Origin of the sequence: Mesorhizobium sp. Cs1321R2N1 (genome assembly GCF_037179725.1) — a bacterium.
Classification (GTDB): Bacteria; Pseudomonadota; Alphaproteobacteria; order Rhizobiales; family Rhizobiaceae; genus Mesorhizobium; species Mesorhizobium salmacidum.
The window spans coordinates 1-18,230 of sequence record NZ_JAPYKP010000122.1; the positions used below are offsets into that span (position 1 = coordinate 1).

Annotated in this window: 22 protein-coding genes; 8 read left to right on the plus strand and 14 right to left on the minus strand. The window is 64.2% G+C overall.

From position 1 onward, the window contains the following. A partial coding sequence (locus O7A61_RS24250; RefSeq protein ID WP_337131947.1) for a DEAD/DEAH box helicase occupies positions 1–1,038 on the minus strand: 1,038 nt, incomplete at its 3' end. 294 nt (positions 1,039–1,332) lie between these two features. Between O7A61_RS24250 and O7A61_RS24255 the strand changes: the two genes are divergently transcribed. Then, a complete protein-coding gene (locus tag O7A61_RS24255; RefSeq protein WP_337131948.1) occupies positions 1,333–1,533 on the plus strand; it encodes a hypothetical protein in 201 nt (66 codons plus the stop codon). Positions 1,534–1,640: 107 nt separating this feature from the next. Further along, complete coding sequence (locus O7A61_RS24260; protein WP_337131949.1) at positions 1,641–2,675, plus strand: aspartate-semialdehyde dehydrogenase; 1,035 nt, start codon at positions 1,641–1,643, stop codon at positions 2,673–2,675. A 224-nt stretch (positions 2,676–2,899) separates the two neighbouring features. Here the strand turns inward: O7A61_RS24260 and O7A61_RS24265 are convergent, their stop codons facing one another. Next, entirely contained in the window at positions 2,900–3,307 is a 408-nt protein-coding gene (locus O7A61_RS24265) for an ACT domain-containing protein (RefSeq protein ID WP_337131950.1), read from the minus strand. A 199-nt stretch (positions 3,308–3,506) separates the two neighbouring features. Between O7A61_RS24265 and O7A61_RS24270 the strand changes: the two genes are divergently transcribed. Together O7A61_RS24270 and O7A61_RS24275 are read left to right on the plus strand one after the other, a co-directional pair. Then, positions 3,507–3,917 carry a DoxX family protein gene (locus O7A61_RS24270; protein ID WP_337131951.1) on the plus strand — a complete coding sequence of 137 codons (411 nt, stop codon included), beginning with the start codon at positions 3,507–3,509 and terminating at the stop codon, positions 3,915–3,917. A 123-nt stretch (positions 3,918–4,040) separates the two neighbouring features. Continuing rightward, positions 4,041–4,304, plus strand: a complete 264-nt coding sequence (locus O7A61_RS24275; protein WP_027146224.1) for a glycine zipper domain-containing protein — start codon at positions 4,041–4,043, stop codon at positions 4,302–4,304. 103 nt (positions 4,305–4,407) lie between these two features. Here the strand turns inward: O7A61_RS24275 and O7A61_RS24280 are convergent, their stop codons facing one another. The 7 genes from O7A61_RS24280 to O7A61_RS24310 form a co-directional block, all read right to left on the minus strand. Beyond that, complete coding sequence (locus O7A61_RS24280; protein WP_337131953.1) at positions 4,408–5,253, minus strand: acyl-CoA thioester hydrolase/BAAT C-terminal domain-containing protein; 846 nt, start codon at positions 5,251–5,253, stop codon at positions 4,408–4,410. 126 nt (positions 5,254–5,379) lie between these two features. Next, on the minus strand, positions 5,380–5,781 hold the full coding sequence (gene rpsP / locus O7A61_RS24285; RefSeq protein ID WP_027146222.1) for a 30S ribosomal protein S16: 402 nt from the start codon (positions 5,779–5,781) through the stop codon (positions 5,380–5,382). 49 nt (positions 5,782–5,830) lie between these two features. Then, the gene (locus O7A61_RS24290; RefSeq protein WP_027146221.1) at positions 5,831–6,157 is read right to left on the minus strand and encodes a chorismate mutase; all 327 of its coding nucleotides are present in this window, start codon (positions 6,155–6,157) and stop codon (positions 5,831–5,833) included. A gap of 7 nt (positions 6,158–6,164) precedes the next feature. Next, complete coding sequence (gene ffh / locus O7A61_RS24295) at positions 6,165–7,760, minus strand: signal recognition particle protein (RefSeq protein WP_337131954.1); 1,596 nt, start codon at positions 7,758–7,760, stop codon at positions 6,165–6,167. Between the two features lie 397 nt (positions 7,761–8,157). Then, positions 8,158–9,111: a CPBP family intramembrane glutamic endopeptidase gene (locus O7A61_RS24300; RefSeq protein ID WP_337131956.1), complete on the minus strand. Its 954-nt coding sequence runs from the start codon at positions 9,109–9,111 to the stop codon at positions 8,158–8,160. Between the two features lie 187 nt (positions 9,112–9,298). Next, a complete protein-coding gene (locus tag O7A61_RS24305; RefSeq protein WP_027146218.1) occupies positions 9,299–9,895 on the minus strand; it encodes a DUF1236 domain-containing protein in 597 nt (198 codons plus the stop codon). Positions 9,896–9,958: 63 nt separating this feature from the next. Beyond that, on the minus strand, positions 9,959–11,053 hold the full coding sequence (locus O7A61_RS24310) for a zinc-binding metallopeptidase family protein (protein ID WP_337131958.1): 1,095 nt from the start codon (positions 11,051–11,053) through the stop codon (positions 9,959–9,961). A 292-nt stretch (positions 11,054–11,345) separates the two neighbouring features. On the opposite strand from O7A61_RS24310, the gene O7A61_RS24315 reads away from it, so the two are divergent. After that, positions 11,346–12,143 (plus strand): lytic murein transglycosylase, encoded by a 798-nt coding sequence (locus tag O7A61_RS24315; RefSeq protein ID WP_337131960.1) that lies wholly within the window; start codon positions 11,346–11,348, stop codon positions 12,141–12,143. A 53-nt stretch (positions 12,144–12,196) separates the two neighbouring features. On the opposite strand, the gene O7A61_RS24320 is transcribed toward O7A61_RS24315, so the two are convergent. Beyond that, positions 12,197–12,688: a hypothetical protein gene (locus tag O7A61_RS24320; protein WP_337131962.1), complete on the minus strand. Its 492-nt coding sequence runs from the start codon at positions 12,686–12,688 to the stop codon at positions 12,197–12,199. A 134-nt stretch (positions 12,689–12,822) separates the two neighbouring features. Beyond that, positions 12,823–14,046, minus strand: a complete 1,224-nt coding sequence (locus tag O7A61_RS24325) for an argininosuccinate synthase (RefSeq protein ID WP_140510500.1) — start codon at positions 14,044–14,046, stop codon at positions 12,823–12,825. A gap of 192 nt (positions 14,047–14,238) precedes the next feature. On the opposite strand from O7A61_RS24325, the gene O7A61_RS24330 reads away from it, so the two are divergent. Then, the gene (locus tag O7A61_RS24330) at positions 14,239–14,880 is read left to right on the plus strand and encodes a LysE family translocator (RefSeq protein ID WP_027146213.1); all 642 of its coding nucleotides are present in this window, start codon (positions 14,239–14,241) and stop codon (positions 14,878–14,880) included. Here the strand turns inward: O7A61_RS24330 and O7A61_RS24335 are convergent. From O7A61_RS24335 to rlmN, 3 genes are read right to left on the minus strand one after another with little or no spacing between them, the layout of a single operon-like run. After that, positions 14,852–15,334: a hypothetical protein gene (locus O7A61_RS24335; RefSeq protein ID WP_337131964.1), complete on the minus strand. Its 483-nt coding sequence runs from the start codon at positions 15,332–15,334 to the stop codon at positions 14,852–14,854. The genes O7A61_RS24330 and O7A61_RS24335 overlap by 29 nt on opposite strands. After that, positions 15,331–15,780, minus strand: coding sequence for a hypothetical protein (locus tag O7A61_RS24340; protein ID WP_337131965.1), 450 nt, complete (start codon positions 15,778–15,780; stop codon positions 15,331–15,333). Before O7A61_RS24340 ends, O7A61_RS24335 begins: the two co-directional genes overlap by 4 nt. Then, positions 15,777–17,012 (minus strand): 23S rRNA (adenine(2503)-C(2))-methyltransferase RlmN, encoded by a 1,236-nt coding sequence (gene rlmN, locus O7A61_RS24345; protein WP_337131967.1) that lies wholly within the window; start codon positions 17,010–17,012, stop codon positions 15,777–15,779. Before rlmN ends, O7A61_RS24340 begins: the two co-directional genes overlap by 4 nt. Positions 17,013–17,256: 244 nt before the next feature. Here rlmN and O7A61_RS24350 point away from each other — a divergent pair, with 244 nt between their 5' ends. After that, a complete protein-coding gene (locus tag O7A61_RS24350) occupies positions 17,257–17,556 on the plus strand; it encodes a hypothetical protein (protein ID WP_337131969.1) in 300 nt (99 codons plus the stop codon). A gap of 199 nt (positions 17,557–17,755) precedes the next feature. Further along, on the plus strand, positions 17,756–18,230 hold a 475-nt coding region (locus O7A61_RS24355; protein WP_337131971.1), incomplete at its 3' end, for a chloride channel protein.

Here is an 18,230-nt window from a genome sequence, read left to right on the forward strand (position 1 = left end):
CACGATCAGCGCGCTGACGCCCTTGCGTCCGGCACGTCCGGTGCGGCCGCTGCGGTGCAGCAGCGTTTCCGGATTGGTCGGCAGGTCGGCGTGGATCACCAGTTCGAGGTTGGGCAGGTCGATCCCGCGCGCCGCGACGTCGGTGGCGATGCAGACTTTCGCGCGGCCGTCGCGCATCGCCTGCAGCGCATGGCTGCGTTCGTTCTGGCTGAGCTCGCCCGAGAGCGCGACGACGGAAAAATTGCGGTTGTTGAAGCGGGCCGTGAGATGATTGACGGCGGCACGCGTGTTGCAGAACACCAGCGCGTTCTTGGCCTCATAGAAACGCAGCACGTTGATGATGGCGTTCTCGCGGTCGGCCTGGGCGACATTCAGCGCCCTGTATTCGATGTCGAGATGCTGCTTTTCCTCGCCGGCGGCCGAGATGCGCACGGCATCGCGCTGATAGCCCTGGGCGAGCGTGGCGATGGAGCGCGGCACGGTGGCGGAAAACATCAGCGTGCGACGGTCGGCCGGTGCGGCATCGAGGATGAATTCGAGGTCCTCGCGAAAGCCGAGATCGAGCATCTCGTCGGCCTCGTCCAGCACCACGGCCTTGAGCGTCGACATGTCGAGTGAATTACGGGTGATGTGGTCGCGCAGCCGGCCGGGCGTGCCGACGACGATATGGGCGCCGCGCTCCAGCGTCCGCCGTTCGGTGCGCATGTCCATGCCGCCGACGCAGGATGCCACCGTGGCGCCGGTCGGCTCGTAGAGCCATTCGAGCTCGCGCGTCACCTGCAGCGCCAGTTCGCGCGTCGGCGCCACCGCCAACGCCAGCGGCGCCGCTGCCGGGCCGAAACGTGCCGCGCCGTCGAGCAGCGTCGGCGCCAGGGCAAGGCCGAAGGCGACGGTTTTGCCCGAGCCGGTCTGTGCCGACACCAGAGCGTCGGCCTGCCCGAGCTCCAGCACCGCCTTCTGCACCGGTGTCAGGTCGGAATAGCCGCGTTTCTCCAGCGCTTGTGCCAGCGCGGGAACAATACCTTCGAAGTTGGACATCTCATTCTTTCGGAATTCAAGGGATTGCTCTTACGAAGCACATCCGGGACCGGCACGCGTGCCGGTCAGACAATCTTTGGGTGTTCGTACTTCTTGCGGTGGCCATTGTACAGTGCAGCCCGCCGCGCTTCTTCCCTTCTCCCCTTGTGGGAGAAGGTGGCCTCGCGAAGCGAGGTCGGATGAGGGGTGCTCCAGCTTGGCAAGGACGGAGTTCCGTTACCCACCCCTCAACCGTCTCGGCGCTGCGCGCCGATCCACCTTCTCCCACAAGGGGAGAAGGAAAAGAGGCGCCAATTGACTCCTGCGGCAAACCGCGTAAAAGCCCGCTTTGAACGGGATCGTTTTTCGATGCGCGGCCTTTTGATGGCTCTTCTTGCATTCGATGCCCCCAGCCTCAATGCAAACCATTGGGCCGGGCGTGTCGGCGCGTCGCCTCGTTTCGGCAAAACCCCATTCTTGGCCAAGAAAACTACCAAAACCACCAAAACGGTGTGATTCCCTTGGCCTAACCACCCTCTCCCGGGTCCGGCCCGGGGGACGGAACCCGCACTTGGCCGGCGGGTTTTCTCCAAAAACCAAGCGGAGAGGGACAGGAGATTTCTATGAGTTTCAAGGTTGCAGTCGTCGGCGCCACGGGCAATGTGGGCCGGGAAATGCTCAACATTCTGGAAGAGCGCGGCTTTCCGGTCAGCGAAGTCGTGGCGCTCGCCTCGCGGCGCAGCATGGGCACGGAAGTGTCGTTCGGCGACCGCACGCTGAAGGTCAGGCCGCTCGACCAGTATGATTTTTCCGACACCGACATCTGCATCATGTCGGCCGGCGGCAACGTCTCCAAGGAGTGGTCGCCGAAGATCGGCAAGCAGGGCTGCGTCGTCATCGATAATTCATCGGCCTTCCGCTACGACCAGGACGTGCCGCTGATCGTGCCCGAGGTGAACCCGGACGCGATCTCGCTGTTCACGCGCAAGAACATCATCGCCAACCCGAACTGCTCGACGGCGCAGCTCGTCGTGGCGTTGAAGCCGCTGCATGATGCCGCCACCATCAAGCGCGTCGTCGTCGCCACCTACCAGTCTGTATCCGGCGCCGGCAAGGAAGGCATGGACGAGCTCTTTACCCAGACCCGCGCGGTGTTCGTCGCCGACCAGGTCGACGTCAAGAAGTTCACCAAACGCATCGCCTTCAATGTCATCCCGCATATCGATGTCTTCCTCGACGACGGCTTCACCAAGGAAGAGTGGAAGATGGTCGCCGAGACCAAGAAGATGCTCGACCCCAAGATCAAGCTGACGGCGACCTGCGTGCGCGTGCCGGTGTTCATCGGCCATTCGGAAGCGGTCAACATCGAGTTCGAGAAGCCGATCACCGCCGACGAGGCGCGCGACGTCCTGCGTGAAGCGCCTGGCTGCCAGGTCTTGGACAAGCGCGAGGATGGCGGCTACATCACGCCGCTGGAATCAGCCGGCGAGGATGCCACCTTCATCTCGCGCATCCGCGAGGATTCGACCGTCGACAACGGCCTGTCGATGTGGATCGTCTCCGATAACCTGCGCAAGGGCGCGGCGTTGAACGCGGTGCAGATCGCCGAACTGCTGGTCGAACGCGGGTTGATCCAGCCGAAGCAGAAGGCGGCTTAGTTTTCGCTCACGGGCCGTATCGCCGCTGCCGCGGCGGGCCCTCCGCGAGGGCGCCGGACGACCGGCGGCCCGCCGTCGCGGGCTCGGCCTTCGGCCGGATGCCTTTCCTTCTCCCCGTTTAGCGGGAGAAGGTGCCCGAAGGGCGGATGAGGGGCAGCGCCGGCCATGCCGATTTGGCGCTGCCGGGTCATGAGATTAGCCGTCAAAGCCGCTCTGCGCCGATTTCAACTCGCGCCATCCATACTCAGTTCGCGCAGCACCGCCATCGCCTCCTCCGCCCGCCCGGCCGGCACAAACAGATGGTCGTGGTAAAAACCCGAGACCGGATTGACGCCCATGCCGGCGGCGACGAGGCGTGCGGTGATGGCGGCGAGGAAGCCGACGGCTTCGAGCGATAAGTGGATGTTCAGCGTGATCATCCGGCAGCGGAACGAAGCCTCCAGCCCCGTGGTCCGGGCGGCTTCCTCGGTCACGATCAGCGCCGTGCCCTCGCGCTCGCGAAACACCATCACCGGCTCCAGGCCTTCGGGCTGCGGCACGTGCGGCGCCAGCGTGGCAAAGACATAGGTGCCATCAAGCAATTCCGGCGTCATCGACGCCAACAATGTCCTCAGATCGGTCTCGCCGGTCATTTGTCGTCTCGCCTGGTGCACTGCCCGCTCCTCAATAGCCCCGCCATGGACGAATGCCGATAGCTCCGCTGGCAGCAGAGTCCTCAGCATGGTGGAAATCGGCGCCAAGACAAATCCAGACACGTGTCGGATCGCCGCCTCACGGCACGTCCTTGGTTCGACCCCGCTGAAAAGGGGCCAACCATCAGGAGGGAACACCATGAGCATCTCCGAAACCGCGCCCGTCTCGTCCGGCGCCTTAGGGACCGGCCGCGTGCTCAGCGGCCTCATCATCCTGTTCATGATCTTCGACGGCGCTATCAAGCTGCCGCCGCTCGATATCGTCACCCAGACGATGGTGCCGCTCGGCTGGCCGGCCGACGCCAATGTCGCGCGCATGCTGGGCATCATCGGCCTGGTCTCGACCGCGCTCTACGCCCTGCCGCGCACCTCCGTGCTCGGCGCCATCCTGCTCACCGCCTATATGGGCGGCGCCATCGCCACCAATGCGCGTATCGGCAGTCCGCTGTTTTCGCACACGCTGTTCGGCGTCTATCTCGGCATCATCCTTTGGGGCGGCCTCTATCTGCGTGACCCCAAAGTGCGCGCTCTGATCCCGTTCAGCCGGTAGCCGTTCCGCGCCAATCGCTGCCAGGTGTCGTCACGATCTTCATTCTTCTCGGGATCAAATTACCCGTCTGAGAGTTAGGGACTTGGCGGCGAGACGGCGATCCGCATGTGAGAGGAACGACAAATGAAGAGAATCCTGACCATTCTGGTGCTGACGACGGCGCTCGGCGCCTGTTCGCAGACGGAAAAAGGCGCGGCCGTCGGCGGCCTCGGCGGTGCCGCGGTTGGCGCGGCGGTCGCCAACAATCCGGTGCAAGGCGCGGTTGTCGGCGGTGCCGTCGGGGCCGTGGCCGGTGCGCTGATCGGCCGGGCCAGCGAACCGGGCCGTTGCCGCTATCGCGACCGCAATGGCCATACCTATGTCGATCGCTGCCCAAGCGGTTATTGAACGACCGCATGCCAAAAATGAAGAGCAAACGGCGGGCTTTTGACCCGCCGTTTGCGGTCGATGAATTGGCTGCAACTCGTTTGAGGCACTATCACGGCGCGCGCTACAGGAGCTCCCGGACGTATCGCCAGGCGTCCCGCCCCAAACCCGCGTCGGCGCGGTCATTGCCGCCATGGGCATGCGAGCTTGAGCGCGGCGTGTTTTCACCCGGCAGGAGAATGCGGTGGCCGGCGTCGGGAGCCGAAACGAGGCGTGTGGCCTTTCCGGCGTCTTTTCGACGGCGGACGATCGATCGAGCAAAATCCAGGGATGGCCACAGGGCGTCGCCGCCGCCCGCGACCAGCACGATCTCCGCCGAAATAACCTCGACGGGAATGGCGGCCCTGTCCGCTTCCTGTTTGAATCTTGCCAGGCAGTGTTCGAAAAGCCCTCGATAGGACACAAGGCCATCGAGGTAGCTTGCCTTCCAATCCGGGTCTGTTGGAACAAACGGGCATGGAACCCCCTTCAGCGTCCATGACGACCGCTCGGGCCAGCTGATGCCGTCGCGGCCCGGCCCGATGTTGCCCCAGACCACCGATGTCGGGCTGATCGCGACCACGGCATCGATGCGCGGGTCATGCGCTGCCGCGAGCAAGGATGCCTCGGCGCCCTTGGACGTGCCGACATAGATGATGCGCCGGCACCCCAATCCGACAAGCCGGTCGGTCGCGGCGAAAAACGTCTCCAGCGGGATTTCGCATATGCCTGGGACCTGGCCTTCGCCGTCGAACCAGCGGAGGGCAAGGGCAGAGACGCCCACATCGGCGAACAGTCGTGCGCGCTCGACATCGACGCGGCCGCTCGATCCGCCCAGCACCACGACACCTGTCGTGGCATCGACGCATCGTAACAGGGTTCCGGCGACGCCGCCGGACAGGATTTCCTCCGCGACGGCTCGTTCGCCCATTGGATCCTCAGCCGGAAATCAGAAGCTTTTCCAAGGACACAGCAAAGGGCAGGTGAGTGACAATTGCAAACAGCAAAACGGCGGGCACAGGCCCGCCGTTCTGTTTGCGCAAGGAATAGGAAGCGATTACTCGGCGGTGGCGGCTTCCGCTTCGGCTGGTGCGGCAGCGGCCGCGGCGACGGCGGCAGCGGCGTCGTCCTGGGCCTTCTTCAGCAGGGCGGCGCGTTCCTGCGCCTTCTTGCCGGGCTCGGCCTTCTTCGGGTTGGAGCGGGCTTCGCGCTTGGCAAGGCCGGCTTCATCGAGGAAGCGCAGCACGCGGTCGGTCGGCTGGGCGCCGTGCGACAGCCAATGCTTGACGCGGTCGGCGTCGACCTTGATGCGCTCGCCGTCCTTCGGCAGCAGCGGGTTCCACGAGCCGAGCGACTCGATGAACCGGCCGTCGCGGGGCGAACGGGCGTCGGCGACGACAACGTGGTAGTAAGGACGCTTCTTCGACCCCGCACGGGCCAGTCTGATCTTCAGTGCCATTTTCTTTTCTCCTAAAAGCTCTGATTTCGTTGATTGTTCAGGCTGGTTATCAGCCGGTTTTCGTCACGCCGTTGGCAGCGGCGATCTGTTCGTGGTGCCGGATCACTTCGCGGACGACGAAGTTGAGGAATTTTTCCGCGAAATCCGGATCGAGATGCGCATCTTTCGCAAGCTGGCGAAGACGGGCGATCTGCTGCTGCTCGCGCGCCGGGTCGGCCGGCGGCAGGCCATGCTCGGCCTTGAGCATGCCGACCGCCTTGGTGCAGCGGAAGCGCTCGGCCAGCATATGGATGAGGGCGGCATCGATGTTGTCGATCGAGGCGCGGTAGCCGGCCAGGATGGTGCGGGCGTCGGCCATGTCCTTTTCTTCGTTCATAGCGTCCTCACTTTTTCTTGCCGAGACCGGGCAGGCCGCCACCACCGCCAAGGCCGGGAAGCTTCATGCCGCCAGGCAGACCGGGCAAGCCGCCGCCACCCGGAAGACCGCCGGGCAAGCCCTTCATGCCACCGAGGCCGGCGGCCTGCGCCTGTTTCTGCAAGGCTTCGAGCTGCTTGGGATCCATCTTCGACAGGTCGGGCATGCCGCCGCCCATCATGCCGCCCCCGGGCACCATGCCGCCAAGGCCCATCTTGGAGGCGAGGCCGCCCATCATGCCGCGCATCAGGCCACCGCCTTTGCCCTTGCCGCCCATCGCCTTCATCATGTCGGCCATGCCGCGATGCATCTTCAAAAGCTTGTTGATCTCGGCCGCATCGGTGCCGGAGCCGGCGGCGATGCGCTTCTTGCGCGAGTGTTTCAGTACATCGGGATTGGCGCGCTCGGCCTTGGTCATCGAGGAGATGATGGCGAGCTGGCGGCCGAACATCTTGTCGTCGAGGCCGGCGGCGGCCATCTGGTCCTTCATCTTGCCCATGCCGGGCATCATGCCCATGATGCCGCCCATGCCGCCCATCTTCGACATCTGCTGAAGCTGCTGGGCGAGGTCGTTCAGGTCGAACTTGCCCGACTGCATCTTCTTGGCCATCGCCGCCGCCTGCTCGGCGTCGATGTTTTCCGCCGCCTTCTCGACGAGCGAGACGATGTCGCCCATGCCCAGGATGCGGTCGGCGATGCGCTTGGGGTGGAATTCCTCCAGCCCGTCCATTTTTTCGCCAGTGCCGATCAGCTTGATCGGCTTGCCGGTGACGGCGCGCATCGAAAGGGCGGCACCGCCACGGCCGTCGCCGTCCATGCGGGTCAGCACAAGACCGGTGATGCCGACGCGCTCGTCGAAGCTTTTCGCCAGGTTGACGGCATCCTGGCCGGTCAGGGAGTCGGCGACCAGCAGGATCTCGTGCGGGCTCGACACCTTCTTGATGTCGGCCATCTCGACCATCAGCGGCTCGTCGATATGGGTGCGGCCGGCGGTGTCGAGGATGACGACGTCATGGCCGCCGAGCTTGGCCGCCTGCACTGCCCGCCTGGCGATATCGACCGGGTTCTGGCCTGCTATCACAGGCAGCGTCGCGACCTTGACCTGCTCGCCGAGCTGGCGCAACTGCTCCTGCGCGGCGGGGCGCCGCGTGTCGAGCGAGGCCATCAGGACCTTCTTGTTCTGCCGCTCGGTCAGGCGCTTGGCGATCTTGGCCGAAGTCGTCGTCTTTCCGGAGCCCTGCAGGCCGACCATCATGACGACGACCGGAGCGGGCGCATTGAGGTCGATGGCGACGCCCTCGGCGCCCAGCATGTCGACCAGCTCGTCATGGACGATCTTGACGACCATCTGTCCGGGCTTGATCGACTTCAGCACGGCGGCGCCGACGGCCTTCTCGCGTACCTTGTCGGTAAAGGAACGCACCACTTCCAGCGCCACGTCGGCCTCGAGCAGCGCACGGCGCACCTCGCGCAACGCCGCCGAGACATCAGCCTCGGAAAGCGCGCCGCGGCCGGTCAGGCCGTTCAGGATGGAGCCAAGGCGCTCTTGCAGGGACTCAAACATTGATCAACCCACCGCGCGAGAGCGCCTTGGAGTCATAGTGATCCCTGGCGGGCCGATGGCCCTCCACGCCTCTTGTGCGCTCCTGCAGCGATTCAAACATTCGTTTTCCTTTTCCCTGGCACCCGGATGGTGCCCGAGAGGTAATGCGTTCGCGCCCAGTCTCCAAGCAAAAGCCAGTCTCCAAGCAAAAGCCCAAAACCAAAAAGCACCCGGGGGCGCACAGCGCTGCCGGGTGTTGGCCTCCAGGATCTGTTTACAGCACTTGGCCTCAAAGAGGCTTCGGCATCCTGGTCGGCTTGCTCGGAGGGATACTCGTCGCGGAATTGGTGGGCTGTAGACAGGAAATCGGCCGAAGAGTCAAGGCAAGGCCGGTGTCGCGCCGTTTCCCGGACCGCGATCAGGCCGTACCCACGGCGTTCGGAACCTCGGCCGGGACCTTGAGCGGCGAGCGTGGGTGCAGCAATAGAGCAATCGTCAGCAAGCTGCAGGCGATGCCGATGAGGGCGATGAGAATTGCATCCGACACCATCCATCCCGGCCCTTCGAGCGGTTTGGCGGTGAACAAGGCGAAGGAATTGTAGCTCTGCTGATGCGAGATCAGCAGGAAGCCGGTCAAATTGTTGCCGAGATGGGCGCCAAATGCGGCCCCGAGATTGCCGGTGGCATAGACCACGACCGTCAGAAGCAGCGCGAAAGCGGCGATCGAGACCAGGACGCAGGCGTTGATGGCGACCGACGAACCGCCGCTCCAGTGCAGCGAGGTGAACAGCAGGCCGGGCAGCAGCGCCCAGATGACAGGGCTGCGGAAGCGGCTGGCGAGGCCGCGCAGCAGATAGCCACGGAACAGCACCTCTTCCGACGAGGTCTGCAGCAAGGTGAGCGCGACGATCGGGATCGCGAACAGCAGCCAGGACGACAGGCTGATCGTGCCGCGCGCGATCCCCGGCGCCAGCAAATAGAGTAGGATTTCGGACAAAGCCGAGGTGGTCAGCACCGCGATCAGCCCCTTGAGGAAGTCCGGTCGCGATATGCGGCGGCCGGTGCCGAAGAGGGCCGACAGCGGCTCGCCATGCACCCAGCGCATGGCGATCCACAGGCCAATCCAGATCCCGGCGAAGGAGGTGAGCGCGCTGAGGATGCCGATGGGCGAGGCAAGAAAACCCTCCATGCCATATGGCGAAGCCGCCGCCTGCCCGGCGAAGTAAACATGTGTGCCGCCGATCAGCACGGCCGCGGTGGTGGCGCCCCAGAACAGGACCACGATCAGCGTTCCCAGCAATAGACGCAACAAAGTCGTCCTGGTGTTCGGCGTGTCGCGATAGCGCTCGAAGGCAGTGTCGTCGATTGTCACGCTTGTCCTCGATCCGAATCCATCGCTGCTTGATCCAGCTGTCCTTGATCTAGCCGATGGCTTCCGGAATCGGAATCGATATCACCAGGGATACGCGCAAACAGATCGCGCGGCACCCAAGCGCCGCCCGGGTACCGCACGTTCTCCCAGTGTCGCAAGCCGCCGCTTCGGCGACCTCTGGCCTCTGTCAACGCACCACGTACATGATGCGCCGCGTCTGCGGATCGACCAGCGTCGGCTGACCGTTCACATAGACATAGCGATACTTGTAGTCGGGAATTTCGCGCAACTCGACGGTGTCGGGCAGGGTTGCGCCGGTCACCACCTCGCCTTCGAGATAGACGGGGTCGAGGCGATGGGTGTCGACATAGGTCCTGACCTCGGCCGGAGGCCGGACGACGGTGTCGATCGGCTCGCCGGCGACGATCGCTCCGGTGTACTCGGTGGAATAGTTGCCGATGTCGTCCGGCGGCGAGACGACGGCAACGGCGGAGCGCCGCTGCGTCAGCACCACGCGGCTGCCGCCGAAATCGGCAGTGACGTAGTCGGAATAGACCCAGCCCTGGCCGCCGGCTTCGGCGATCGTGCACCATTTGCTGTTTTCAATGCAGCCATTGAGCGTCGCCGACTGGCCGGCGGCCAGCACGCCGATCACCGGATATTGCGGACCCGGGCCAGCGCGCACGTTGAGATCGGTGACCGCCGACACGGCGGTGTCAGCCAAGGCGGCACCCGACATCATGGTGAACACTCCGGCGATTGCGGGAAACAATACGGATTTCATGGTTTCTCTCCGTTTTCGTGGTCCCTCGCCAGCGAAAACGGGGCAGCGGCGCATGCGTTCCGGTTAAAACGCGCGAGCCAACTCACGATTTCCCGTGTCTTTCGGCAAGCTGGTCACAAGATCGTGAACAAAGGCCAGTTTCCGCGCCGTCACGTCCGAAATGACAAAGGGGTAGAGGTCGGGCAGGCCCATGCAGCGGTTGATCGAATTGGAGGCTTCCGACAGCACCAGCCAGCGGGCAAGGATATTGTCGAAGGGCTCGGGCGTCTTTGCAGGCTCCGAGGGCGCTGCCTGCAGCCCGCCACCAGTATCGCCCCGCGGCAGTTCGGCCGCCTCCACCGTCTCCAGCCGGCCGAGCGGGAAGTTGAGCGCATGGACCATCTCCAGCGTGTCGGTGATGTGCAGATGGTGGGCCCAGGTCTCGGCCCAGTCTTCCCATGGATGCGAGGTGGCGTAAGCCGAGATGTGGTCTTGCTGCCAGTCAGGCGCGGCGCCATTGGCGTAGTAGGCCTTCAGCGCCTGTTCGTAGTCGGCGCGTTCGTCGCCGAACAAAGCGCGGAACGCTTCCAGCCCTTGCGGATCGTCGCGGATCAGGCGGTCCCAGTAATAGTGGCCGAGCTCGTGGCGGAAATGGCCTAGCAGCGTGCGATAATTCTCGCCCATCTCGACGCGACGTTTTTCGCGCTCGGCTGAATCGGCCTCGGCGACGTTGAGCGTGATCAGGCCATTGTCGTGGCCGGTTAGAATCCGTTCGCCACCCGGGCCGCCACCAATCGGATCGGCAAGGAAGTCGAAGGCCAGCCCGATCTCGTCCGTCGGGTTCTGCTTGGGCGCCGCCGGCAGGCCGAAGGCGAGCAGCGAATAGATGGCGCGCTTCTTCGCCGCCTCGACGCGGATCCAGCGGCGGCGGTTGCCGTCGACCGAGAGGTCGGGGATCAGCTGGTTCAGCACGCAGCCACGGCAGAAGACCTGCCCCGGCTCGGCCATCCAGTTGCAGGCGCATTCGTCGGCATTGGTGCACTGGATAGCGCCGTCGACGCCGGAAAGGACAAAGCGCGCGCCCTCGGGATCATAAAGCACGAGACTGCTGCAGTTCAGGCACTGGGCGTTCTCGAAATAGAGACGGTGGCCGCAATGCGGGCAGTCGAAAAGTTTCATCTCGGTCTCAATTCATCAGAAGGCACAGGATGCAGGGCGGGCCCGTGGCCAAACGCGAGCCACCGGCCGGTGTTCCGCGGTCCGGCGAGACTATTTCCCTCGCTGATCCAGGCGCGCCGATGCGGTCCATGGCCGGCATCAACGTCTTTCATGCATGGCCTCGCCACAATAATCACTTGATCGTAGGCAAATTCCCCGGCATTCGCCAGCATCGCGCCACAGACGGTGACAAATGCGCGTTTCGCTGGCAAATTCGCAATCGGGACGTGAATCAGGCAACCAGGAGAACAACATGGCATTTCTTGCCAAGGGTAGGATTTTAGCGGCCACGGTGGTGGCGGTGCTGGGGCTGGCAACGGGCGCGCAAGCGGCGGCCAGTTGCGGCAAGACCGGCGCCGGCTTCGACGCCTGGAAACAAGATTTCGCCGCCGAGGCCAAGTCCGAAGGTGTCGGGTCGAGGGGGCTGGCCGCCCTGGCCGGCGCGACCTATGCAACAAGGACCATCTCCGCCGACCGCGCCATCCACAAGGCGTTCAGCGGCTCGGTGGACGATTTCATGAAGCGCCGTGGCGGGTCCGCGATCATTTCCAAGGGCCGTTCGCTGAAGAAGTCGAACGCGGCGATGTTCAACCAGATCGAACAGAACTACGGCGTGTCGCCGGGCGTGCTGCTCGCCATCTGGGGCATGGAGACCGGCTTCGGCGCCTCCATGGGCAACCAGAACACGGTTTCCGCCATTTTGACGCTTGCCTATGATTGCCGCCGCCCCGACTATTTTCACCCGCACGCCATCGCGGCCCTGAAGCTGGTTGATCGCGGAGCGTTGACCGCCTCGTCGGTCGGCGCCATGCATGGTGAGATCGGCCACACGCAGTTCCTGCCCGGAAATGTCCTGAAATATGCGGTCGGCAGCGGAAACCTGCGCGACAAGGCCACCGCTTTGGCCTCCACCGCCAACTTCCTCAAGGGTCACGGCTGGCGGGCTGGCGCCAGCGCGCAGTCGAATATGGGCGCGATCGCCGGCTGGAATTCCGCAAGCGTCTATCAGCAGGCCATCGCCCGCATCGCCACCGCGATCGACGCCGACTGATCGAACCGCACGGCATTGAACGAAGAACCCGGCCTTCGCGCCGGGTTTTCATTTCACGTCGAGCACATAGGAGCAGCCGGCCAGCGTCTTGCCGGGATGGGACTCGACCGTCGAGACGTTGAGCGTGAGCGCGTGGCAAGGCTCAAGCCGCCTGCCTCCTCGGTGCTTTCGGCCACGACCTTCTCACCGAGGAACTTGTCCGGCGTCGAGACCGTCGCCGGGACGTCGAGCTGGCGGGCGAGGTCCGGCGCGGCGATGCCATCAAGCACGGCCATCGGCCCTGTCGCGGTAAAGACGATTGTCTCGGTCTCGCGCCCGAAGACATGGACCGGGGCGGGCAAGTCATATTGGCGCAGGAACGGATTGCCTGACGGACCTTCGTTCCAGCTCAGCGCCTTCGCGGCGCCGGGTTCGCCGGCCAGCCAGAGGGCAAAGCCGTTATAGCTGGGCACGTCGGCCCGGCACTCGATAAGGGCGGCAAGGTCGAGCGAGGCAGGGTTGAAATCCCCGGCCATGGCCGGTGCCGCCAGAAGGACCAGCGGCACCAGGCATCGGCCGGGACAGCGCATCCCGTCTACAGCATGTCGCGGCGAAACAGGATTCGCCGTGACATGCTGTAGGCTTCTGATTTTATGCATGTCGTTGTCCCGAAACCGAGGACACTTCCGGGCGACATGCATTAGCTGTTGCGGTTGCGCGCGGCCAATGTCCGCAGCCTCAGCGCATTGAGGCGGATGAAGCCGGCGGCGTCCTTCTGGTCGTAGGCGCCACGGTCGTCCTCGAAGGTGACCAGCGCGTCGGAATAGAGCGTCTTCCCAGACTTGCGACCGGTAACCATGACATTGCCCTTGTAGAGCTTCAGCCGCACCGTGCCTTCGACGTCTTCCTGGCTCTTGTCGATCATCGCCTGCAGCATCAGGCGCTCGGGCGAGAACCAGAAGCCGTTATAGATGAGCTCGGCATAGCGCGGCATGAACTCGTCCTTGAGGTGGGCGGCACCGCGGTCGAGCGTGATCGATTCGATGGCGCGATGGGCCACGATCAGGATGGCGCCGCCGGGCGTTTCATACACACCCCGCGATTTCATGCCGACGAAACGGTTCTCGACAAGATCGAGCCGGCCGATGCCATTGTCGCGGCCGAGGTCGTTGAGGGCGGCCAGCATGGTCGCCGGCGACAGTTTCTTGCCGTTGAGCGCGACCGGGTCGCCCTTCAGGAACTCGATCTCGATCTCGGTGACGGCATCTGGCGCGTCCATCGGCGACACGGTGCGCTGATGCACGAATTCCGGCGGCTCCACCCATGGATCCTCCAGCACCTTGCCCTCGGAAGAGGAGTGCAGGAGGTTGGCGTCGACCGAGAACGGTGCGTCGCCCTTCTTGTCCTTCGGCACCGGGATCTGGTGCTGTTCGGCGAAGTTCATCAGGTCGGTGCGCGACTTGAACGACCAGTCGCGCCACGGCGCGATGACCTTGATGTCGGGGTTGAGCGCGTAGGCGGAAAGCTCGAAACGCACCTGGTCGTTGCCCTTGCCGGTGGCGCCGTGCGCAATCGCGTCTGCACCGGTCTCCCTGGCGATCTCGACCAGGTGCTTGGAAATCAGCGGTCGCGCGATCGAGGTGCCCAGCAGGTAAGTGCCTTCATAGACGGTGTTGGCGCGGAACATCGGGAAGACGAAGTCGGAGACGAATTCCTCGCGCACGTCGACGACGCGGATGTCCTTGATGCCCATCATCTCGGCCTTGCGGCGCGCCGGCTCCAGCTCGCCGCCCTGGCCGAGATCGGCGGTGAAGGTGACGACTTCGGCGCCGAGTTCGGTCTGCAGCCATTTCAGGATGATGGATGTATCGAGCCCGCCGGAATAAGCGAGCACGACCTTCTTGACGTCTTTGATCTTGGACATTTGGCAGTTCCACGACAGGAGTTCTCGGCGCGCGAGGTATCACGCCGCTTCCAGGCTGCGCAAGGGATGAACACGAGGCAGGTGGTGACACCAGGATCGAGCAGGGCTGGATCAGCACTCTTGCCGTCCGGCCGCTGGCAAGAACGGGCGGCATCCTCTATAGCCTGACCTCCCCAACACAAAGGCCTGCCCATGTCCTTCATTCCCGACACCGCCACGCTGGTCCAGTTCGCGATCGCCACCGTGATCCTGGCGATCACGCCAGGCCCTGATATGACGCTGTTCGTGTCGCGCACGCTGAGCCAGGGTCGGGCCACAGGCTTCGCCTCGATGGCCGGCGCGCTGTGCGGCACGCTGATCCATACCACGCTGGTGGTGGTCGGCGTCTCGGCGCTGATCGTCGCCTCGCCGATGGCTTTCTTCGTGCTGAAGATCTTTGGCGCCGGCTATCTCGTCTTCCTGGCCTGGCAGGCGATCGCCAAGGGCTCGGCCTTTTCGCCGGAAAAGAAGACGGGCCCGCGGATCTCGCTGCTGCGTAGCTGGGCCGCGGGGCTCGGCGTCAACCTGCTCAACCCGAAGATCATCCTGTTCTTCATGACCTTCCTGCCGCAATTCGTCTCCGCGCACGATCCGAACGCGCCCGGGAAACTGTTCTTCCTTGGCTCCATGTTCATCGTGCTGTCGATCCCGGTGACGGCACCCATGGTGCTGGCGGCGGAAAAATTCTCGGCGGCGATGAAAGCCAGCCCGCGCGTGACGCGGGTGGTCGACTATCTCTTCGCCGGCGTGTTCTCGGCCTTCGCGCTCAAGATCCTGACGGCCCAGGCGAAGTAGGAGCGTTCTCGTCCTTCCACCAGCTTCCGGCCCAGCGGCCGGCGCTGAGCCAATAGAAGATGCCGCCGACCATGCCGCCACCGAGCACCGCCATGATGGCGCTGGTCTCGGTGACCGCGAAGGTGGAATCGCGGATATTGTCGACCAGGCCGAGGAAAACTCCCGCCACCAGCGCGCCCGCCAGCGCGTAGAACAGCCAGTCGCGCCGGCCGAGGATTTCGGCAATCAAAATGATGATCGCGGCCGGCGCGAAGCCGAAATAAGCGACGAACAGGGCGACGAAAGGAATTGAAAAATAGAGCGATGCAGTCGCCGCCGGATGGGCTTGCGCCGGCGCGTAGCCGAGCGAGGCCAGGAACAGGATGTTGAGGAAGGCGCTCGCCGCCAGCGAGGCGACCGTATAGCCGAACAGGATGACGGCGAAGCGCACGATATAGGCGACCAGACGGTTCATCGGGGATCACGGCCCGTGAGATGACCGGACTTGTGTCCAGCCAGAAGCCAGTAGACCCAGCCGGCGGCAATGCCGGCCGCAGCCAGAAAACCGAGGAAGCCCGGATTGAAAACGAAGCCGCCGGCGGAGCCTGGGACAAAAACACCGAAGACGATCGACGTGACCGCGCCCGTGACGGCGAAGTAGAACCATCCTCGCAGCGCCAGCCGTTCGGCGACGAAGATCGCCGGGCCGACGATCAGCAGCGCGCAGATCGCCACGGTCAACACGGCGAGCGGGAAGGAGGCCAGCCAGTCGAATGTGAAAATGATCGACCAGTTGCCGTCCTCGATCCCGGCCAGGAGAACGATCAGCAGCACCGGCACCAGGATCGAGGTCAGCACAGCGGCGATGTAGCCGACTGCTATCATGGCGAAGCGCGTGAGGCCGGCGGCGAGACGGCTCACACCTCGCCGTGCCCCGCGATCATCATGGCTTCCAGCGCCAGCCGGTCGACCTTGCGCATGCGCTCCGATTCCGACTTCAGCTGGCCGCAGGCGGCCAGGATGTCGCGGCCGCGCGGCGTGCGGATCGGCGAGGCATAGCCGGCATTGTTGATGTAATCGGCGAACTTCTCGATCGTCTCCCAGTCCGAGCACTGGTAGTTGGTGCCAGGCCACGGGTTGAACGGGATCAGGTTGATCTTGGCCGGAATGCCCTTGAGCAGCTTGATCAGCCCCTTGGCGTCCTCGATGGAATCGTTGACGTCCTTCAGCATCACATATTCGAAGGTGATACGCTTGGCGTTGGAGAGGCCGGGATAGGCGCGGCAGGCGGCGATCAGGTCCTTGAGCGGATACTTCTTGTTGATCGGCACCAGCAAGTCGCGCAGGTCGTCATTGGTCGCATGCAGCGAGATCGCCAGCATGACGCCGATCTCCTCGCCGGTGCGGAAAATCTCCGGCACGACGCCGGAGGTCGACAGCGTGATGCGGCGCTTCGACAGGGAAAGGCCGTCGCCGTCGGAGGCGATCAGCAGCGCCTTCTTGACCGCCTCGAAATTATAGAGCGGCTCGCCCATGCCCATCATGACGATGTTGGACACTTTTCGGCCCTCGGCCGGGACGATGGCGCCATCCGGCGTGTCGCGGTCGGGGAAGTCGCCGAGCCGGTCGCGCGCGGTGAGCAACTGCGCCAGGATCTCTTCCGCGGTCAGGTTGCGCACCAGCTTCTGCGTGCCGGTGTGGCAGAACGAGCATGTCAGCGTGCAGCCGACCTGCGAGGAGATGCAGAGCGTGCCGCGGCCTTCCTCGGGGATATAGACGGTTTCGATCTCGACCGGCCGGCCGGCGCCGCGCGGCGGAAAGCGGAACAGCCACTTTCGCGTGCCGTCGGCGGAAATCTGCTCCTCGACGATCTCGGGCCGGGCGACGGTGAAATGCCTGTCGAGTTCGGCGCGCAGGTCCTTGGAGATGTTGAACATGCTGGCGAAGTCGGAAACGCCGCGTACATACATCCAGTGCCAGAGCTGCTGGGCGCGCATTTTTGCCTGACGCTCCGGCACGATGCCTGCAGCGACGAGGGCCTCCCCGAGCTCGGCCCGTGTCAGGCCAATCAGCGACGGTTTTTCGGCCGGCATGGCGCGGGTACGCAAGGCGTCACGGGCACCTTCGGCGGTGAGGTCGAGTGAAAGGGTCATGGTTGCACTGATATAAGCGGTTTACGGCCGATTTCATCCATCGTGCCTGATCTCAAGCGGGGCGCATAGCACAGCTTGGCGGCAGAGTCATGCCGCGGGCGATCGGGCAGCCTGTCCCGCGGCCGGGCCGTGGTGCTCCCCCGGTGCGCCATCGATCACATATTCGTGTCAGCGTAACGGCCGGCGCGCCATCCGCGAACCCTGAATGGGGCAACTGTGCCCCTGCACAATGGGAGTATGCGGAATGAAATCGATCAAGCTCGCCGTCATTGCCGGCCTCGCCGCTCTTTGCGCCTCGCAGGCGTTTGCCGAGGACACAATGGGCACCATGACCATGATGAAAGGCGGACAAGTGACGGCGATCATGCCGGACGGGCACATGGGCACCATGATGCCGGACGCGAAGATGGGCGCCGATATGATGAAGATGGCCAAGCCGATCAAGCATTGCATGATGATAATGACCGACGCCAAGGGCAAAGCCTATATGATCGATACGTCGACCAAGAAGGCCCAGGCCGAATGTGAAAAAATGGCCCTGTGACGATCTCGCAAGGATTGCCCGCCGGCTTGGAGGCCGGCGGGTCGCGCAGCTTTCACTTCGGTTGAAGGAGGCGCTCTCTGGATCATGCTCGCGAGCGGACGCCCAACACCGCGGCCCGTTGATCCCGGGCGATCGACAGACTCTTGCTTGATCGGCGTCATGCCTGTGTTAGGGCTGGGTTTTTCCCGCGAGGACAGACATGGCCGGCCAATCGCGAAGACATCCCATGCTGCGGCGTTCGCGCGCCATGTGGGCCTCGCGCCGCGTCTGGCAGCCGCGCCTGGTGTTCTGGGCCGGTGCGATCTCGATCGGCCTGATCAGCGTGTTGTTTGCCGTGCTGGCCGACAAGGCACAGGCGCTGTTTCATGTGGTGATCGGTAGTGATGGCGGCTGGCGCTTCTGTCTGCCGCTTGCGATCACCCCGCTCGGTTTTGTCCTGTGCGCATGGCTGGCGCACGCCTTCTTTCCGGGCTCGCAAGGCAGCGGCATTCCGCAAGCGATCGCCGCCCGGCACCTGCGCGACGACGACGACCGCAGCCATATCCTGTCGCTCAGGCTGGTGGCGGGCAAGATAGCCCTCACTCTTGTCGGCCTGTTCTGCGGCGCTTCCATCGGCCGCGAGGGGCCGACCGTGCAGGTCGGCGCGTCGCTGATGCTGCAGGCGGCGCGCTGGG

Excerpts from the sequence above, each read along its gene's own strand:
- O7A61_RS24305 (WP_027146218.1), bottom strand. The coding sequence starts at position 9,895 with ATGAAATCCGTATTGTTTCCCGCAATCGCCGGAGTGTTCACCATGATG.
- O7A61_RS24290 (WP_027146221.1), bottom strand. The coding sequence starts at position 6,157 with ATGAACGAAGAAAAGGACATGGCCGACGCCCGCACCATCCTGGCCGGC.
- O7A61_RS24275 (WP_027146224.1), top strand. The coding sequence starts at position 4,041 with ATGAAGAGAATCCTGACCATTCTGGTGCTGACGACGGCGCTCGGCGCC.
- O7A61_RS24325 (WP_140510500.1), bottom strand. The coding sequence starts at position 14,046 with ATGTCCAAGATCAAAGACGTCAAGAAGGTCGTGCTCGCTTATTCCGGC.
- O7A61_RS24335 (WP_337131964.1), bottom strand. The coding sequence starts at position 15,334 with ATGAACCGTCTGGTCGCCTATATCGTGCGCTTCGCCGTCATCCTGTTC.
- ffh (WP_337131954.1), bottom strand. The coding sequence starts at position 7,760 with ATGTTTGAGTCCCTGCAAGAGCGCCTTGGCTCCATCCTGAACGGCCTG.
- O7A61_RS24270 (WP_337131951.1), top strand. The coding sequence starts at position 3,507 with ATGAGCATCTCCGAAACCGCGCCCGTCTCGTCCGGCGCCTTAGGGACC.
- O7A61_RS24260 (WP_337131949.1), top strand. The coding sequence starts at position 1,641 with ATGAGTTTCAAGGTTGCAGTCGTCGGCGCCACGGGCAATGTGGGCCGG.
- O7A61_RS24310 (WP_337131958.1), bottom strand. The coding sequence starts at position 11,053 with ATGAAACTTTTCGACTGCCCGCATTGCGGCCACCGTCTCTATTTCGAG.
- O7A61_RS24330 (WP_027146213.1), top strand. The coding sequence starts at position 14,239 with ATGTCCTTCATTCCCGACACCGCCACGCTGGTCCAGTTCGCGATCGCC.
- O7A61_RS24265 (WP_337131950.1), bottom strand. The coding sequence starts at position 3,307 with ATGACCGGCGAGACCGATCTGAGGACATTGTTGGCGTCGATGACGCCG.
- rpsP (WP_027146222.1), bottom strand. The coding sequence starts at position 5,781 with ATGGCACTGAAGATCAGACTGGCCCGTGCGGGGTCGAAGAAGCGTCCT.
- rlmN (WP_337131967.1), bottom strand. The coding sequence starts at position 17,012 with ATGACCCTTTCACTCGACCTCACCGCCGAAGGTGCCCGTGACGCCTTG.
- O7A61_RS24280 (WP_337131953.1), bottom strand. The coding sequence starts at position 5,253 with ATGGGCGAACGAGCCGTCGCGGAGGAAATCCTGTCCGGCGGCGTCGCC.
- O7A61_RS24350 (WP_337131969.1), top strand. The coding sequence starts at position 17,257 with ATGAAATCGATCAAGCTCGCCGTCATTGCCGGCCTCGCCGCTCTTTGC.
- O7A61_RS24315 (WP_337131960.1), top strand. The coding sequence starts at position 11,346 with ATGGCATTTCTTGCCAAGGGTAGGATTTTAGCGGCCACGGTGGTGGCG.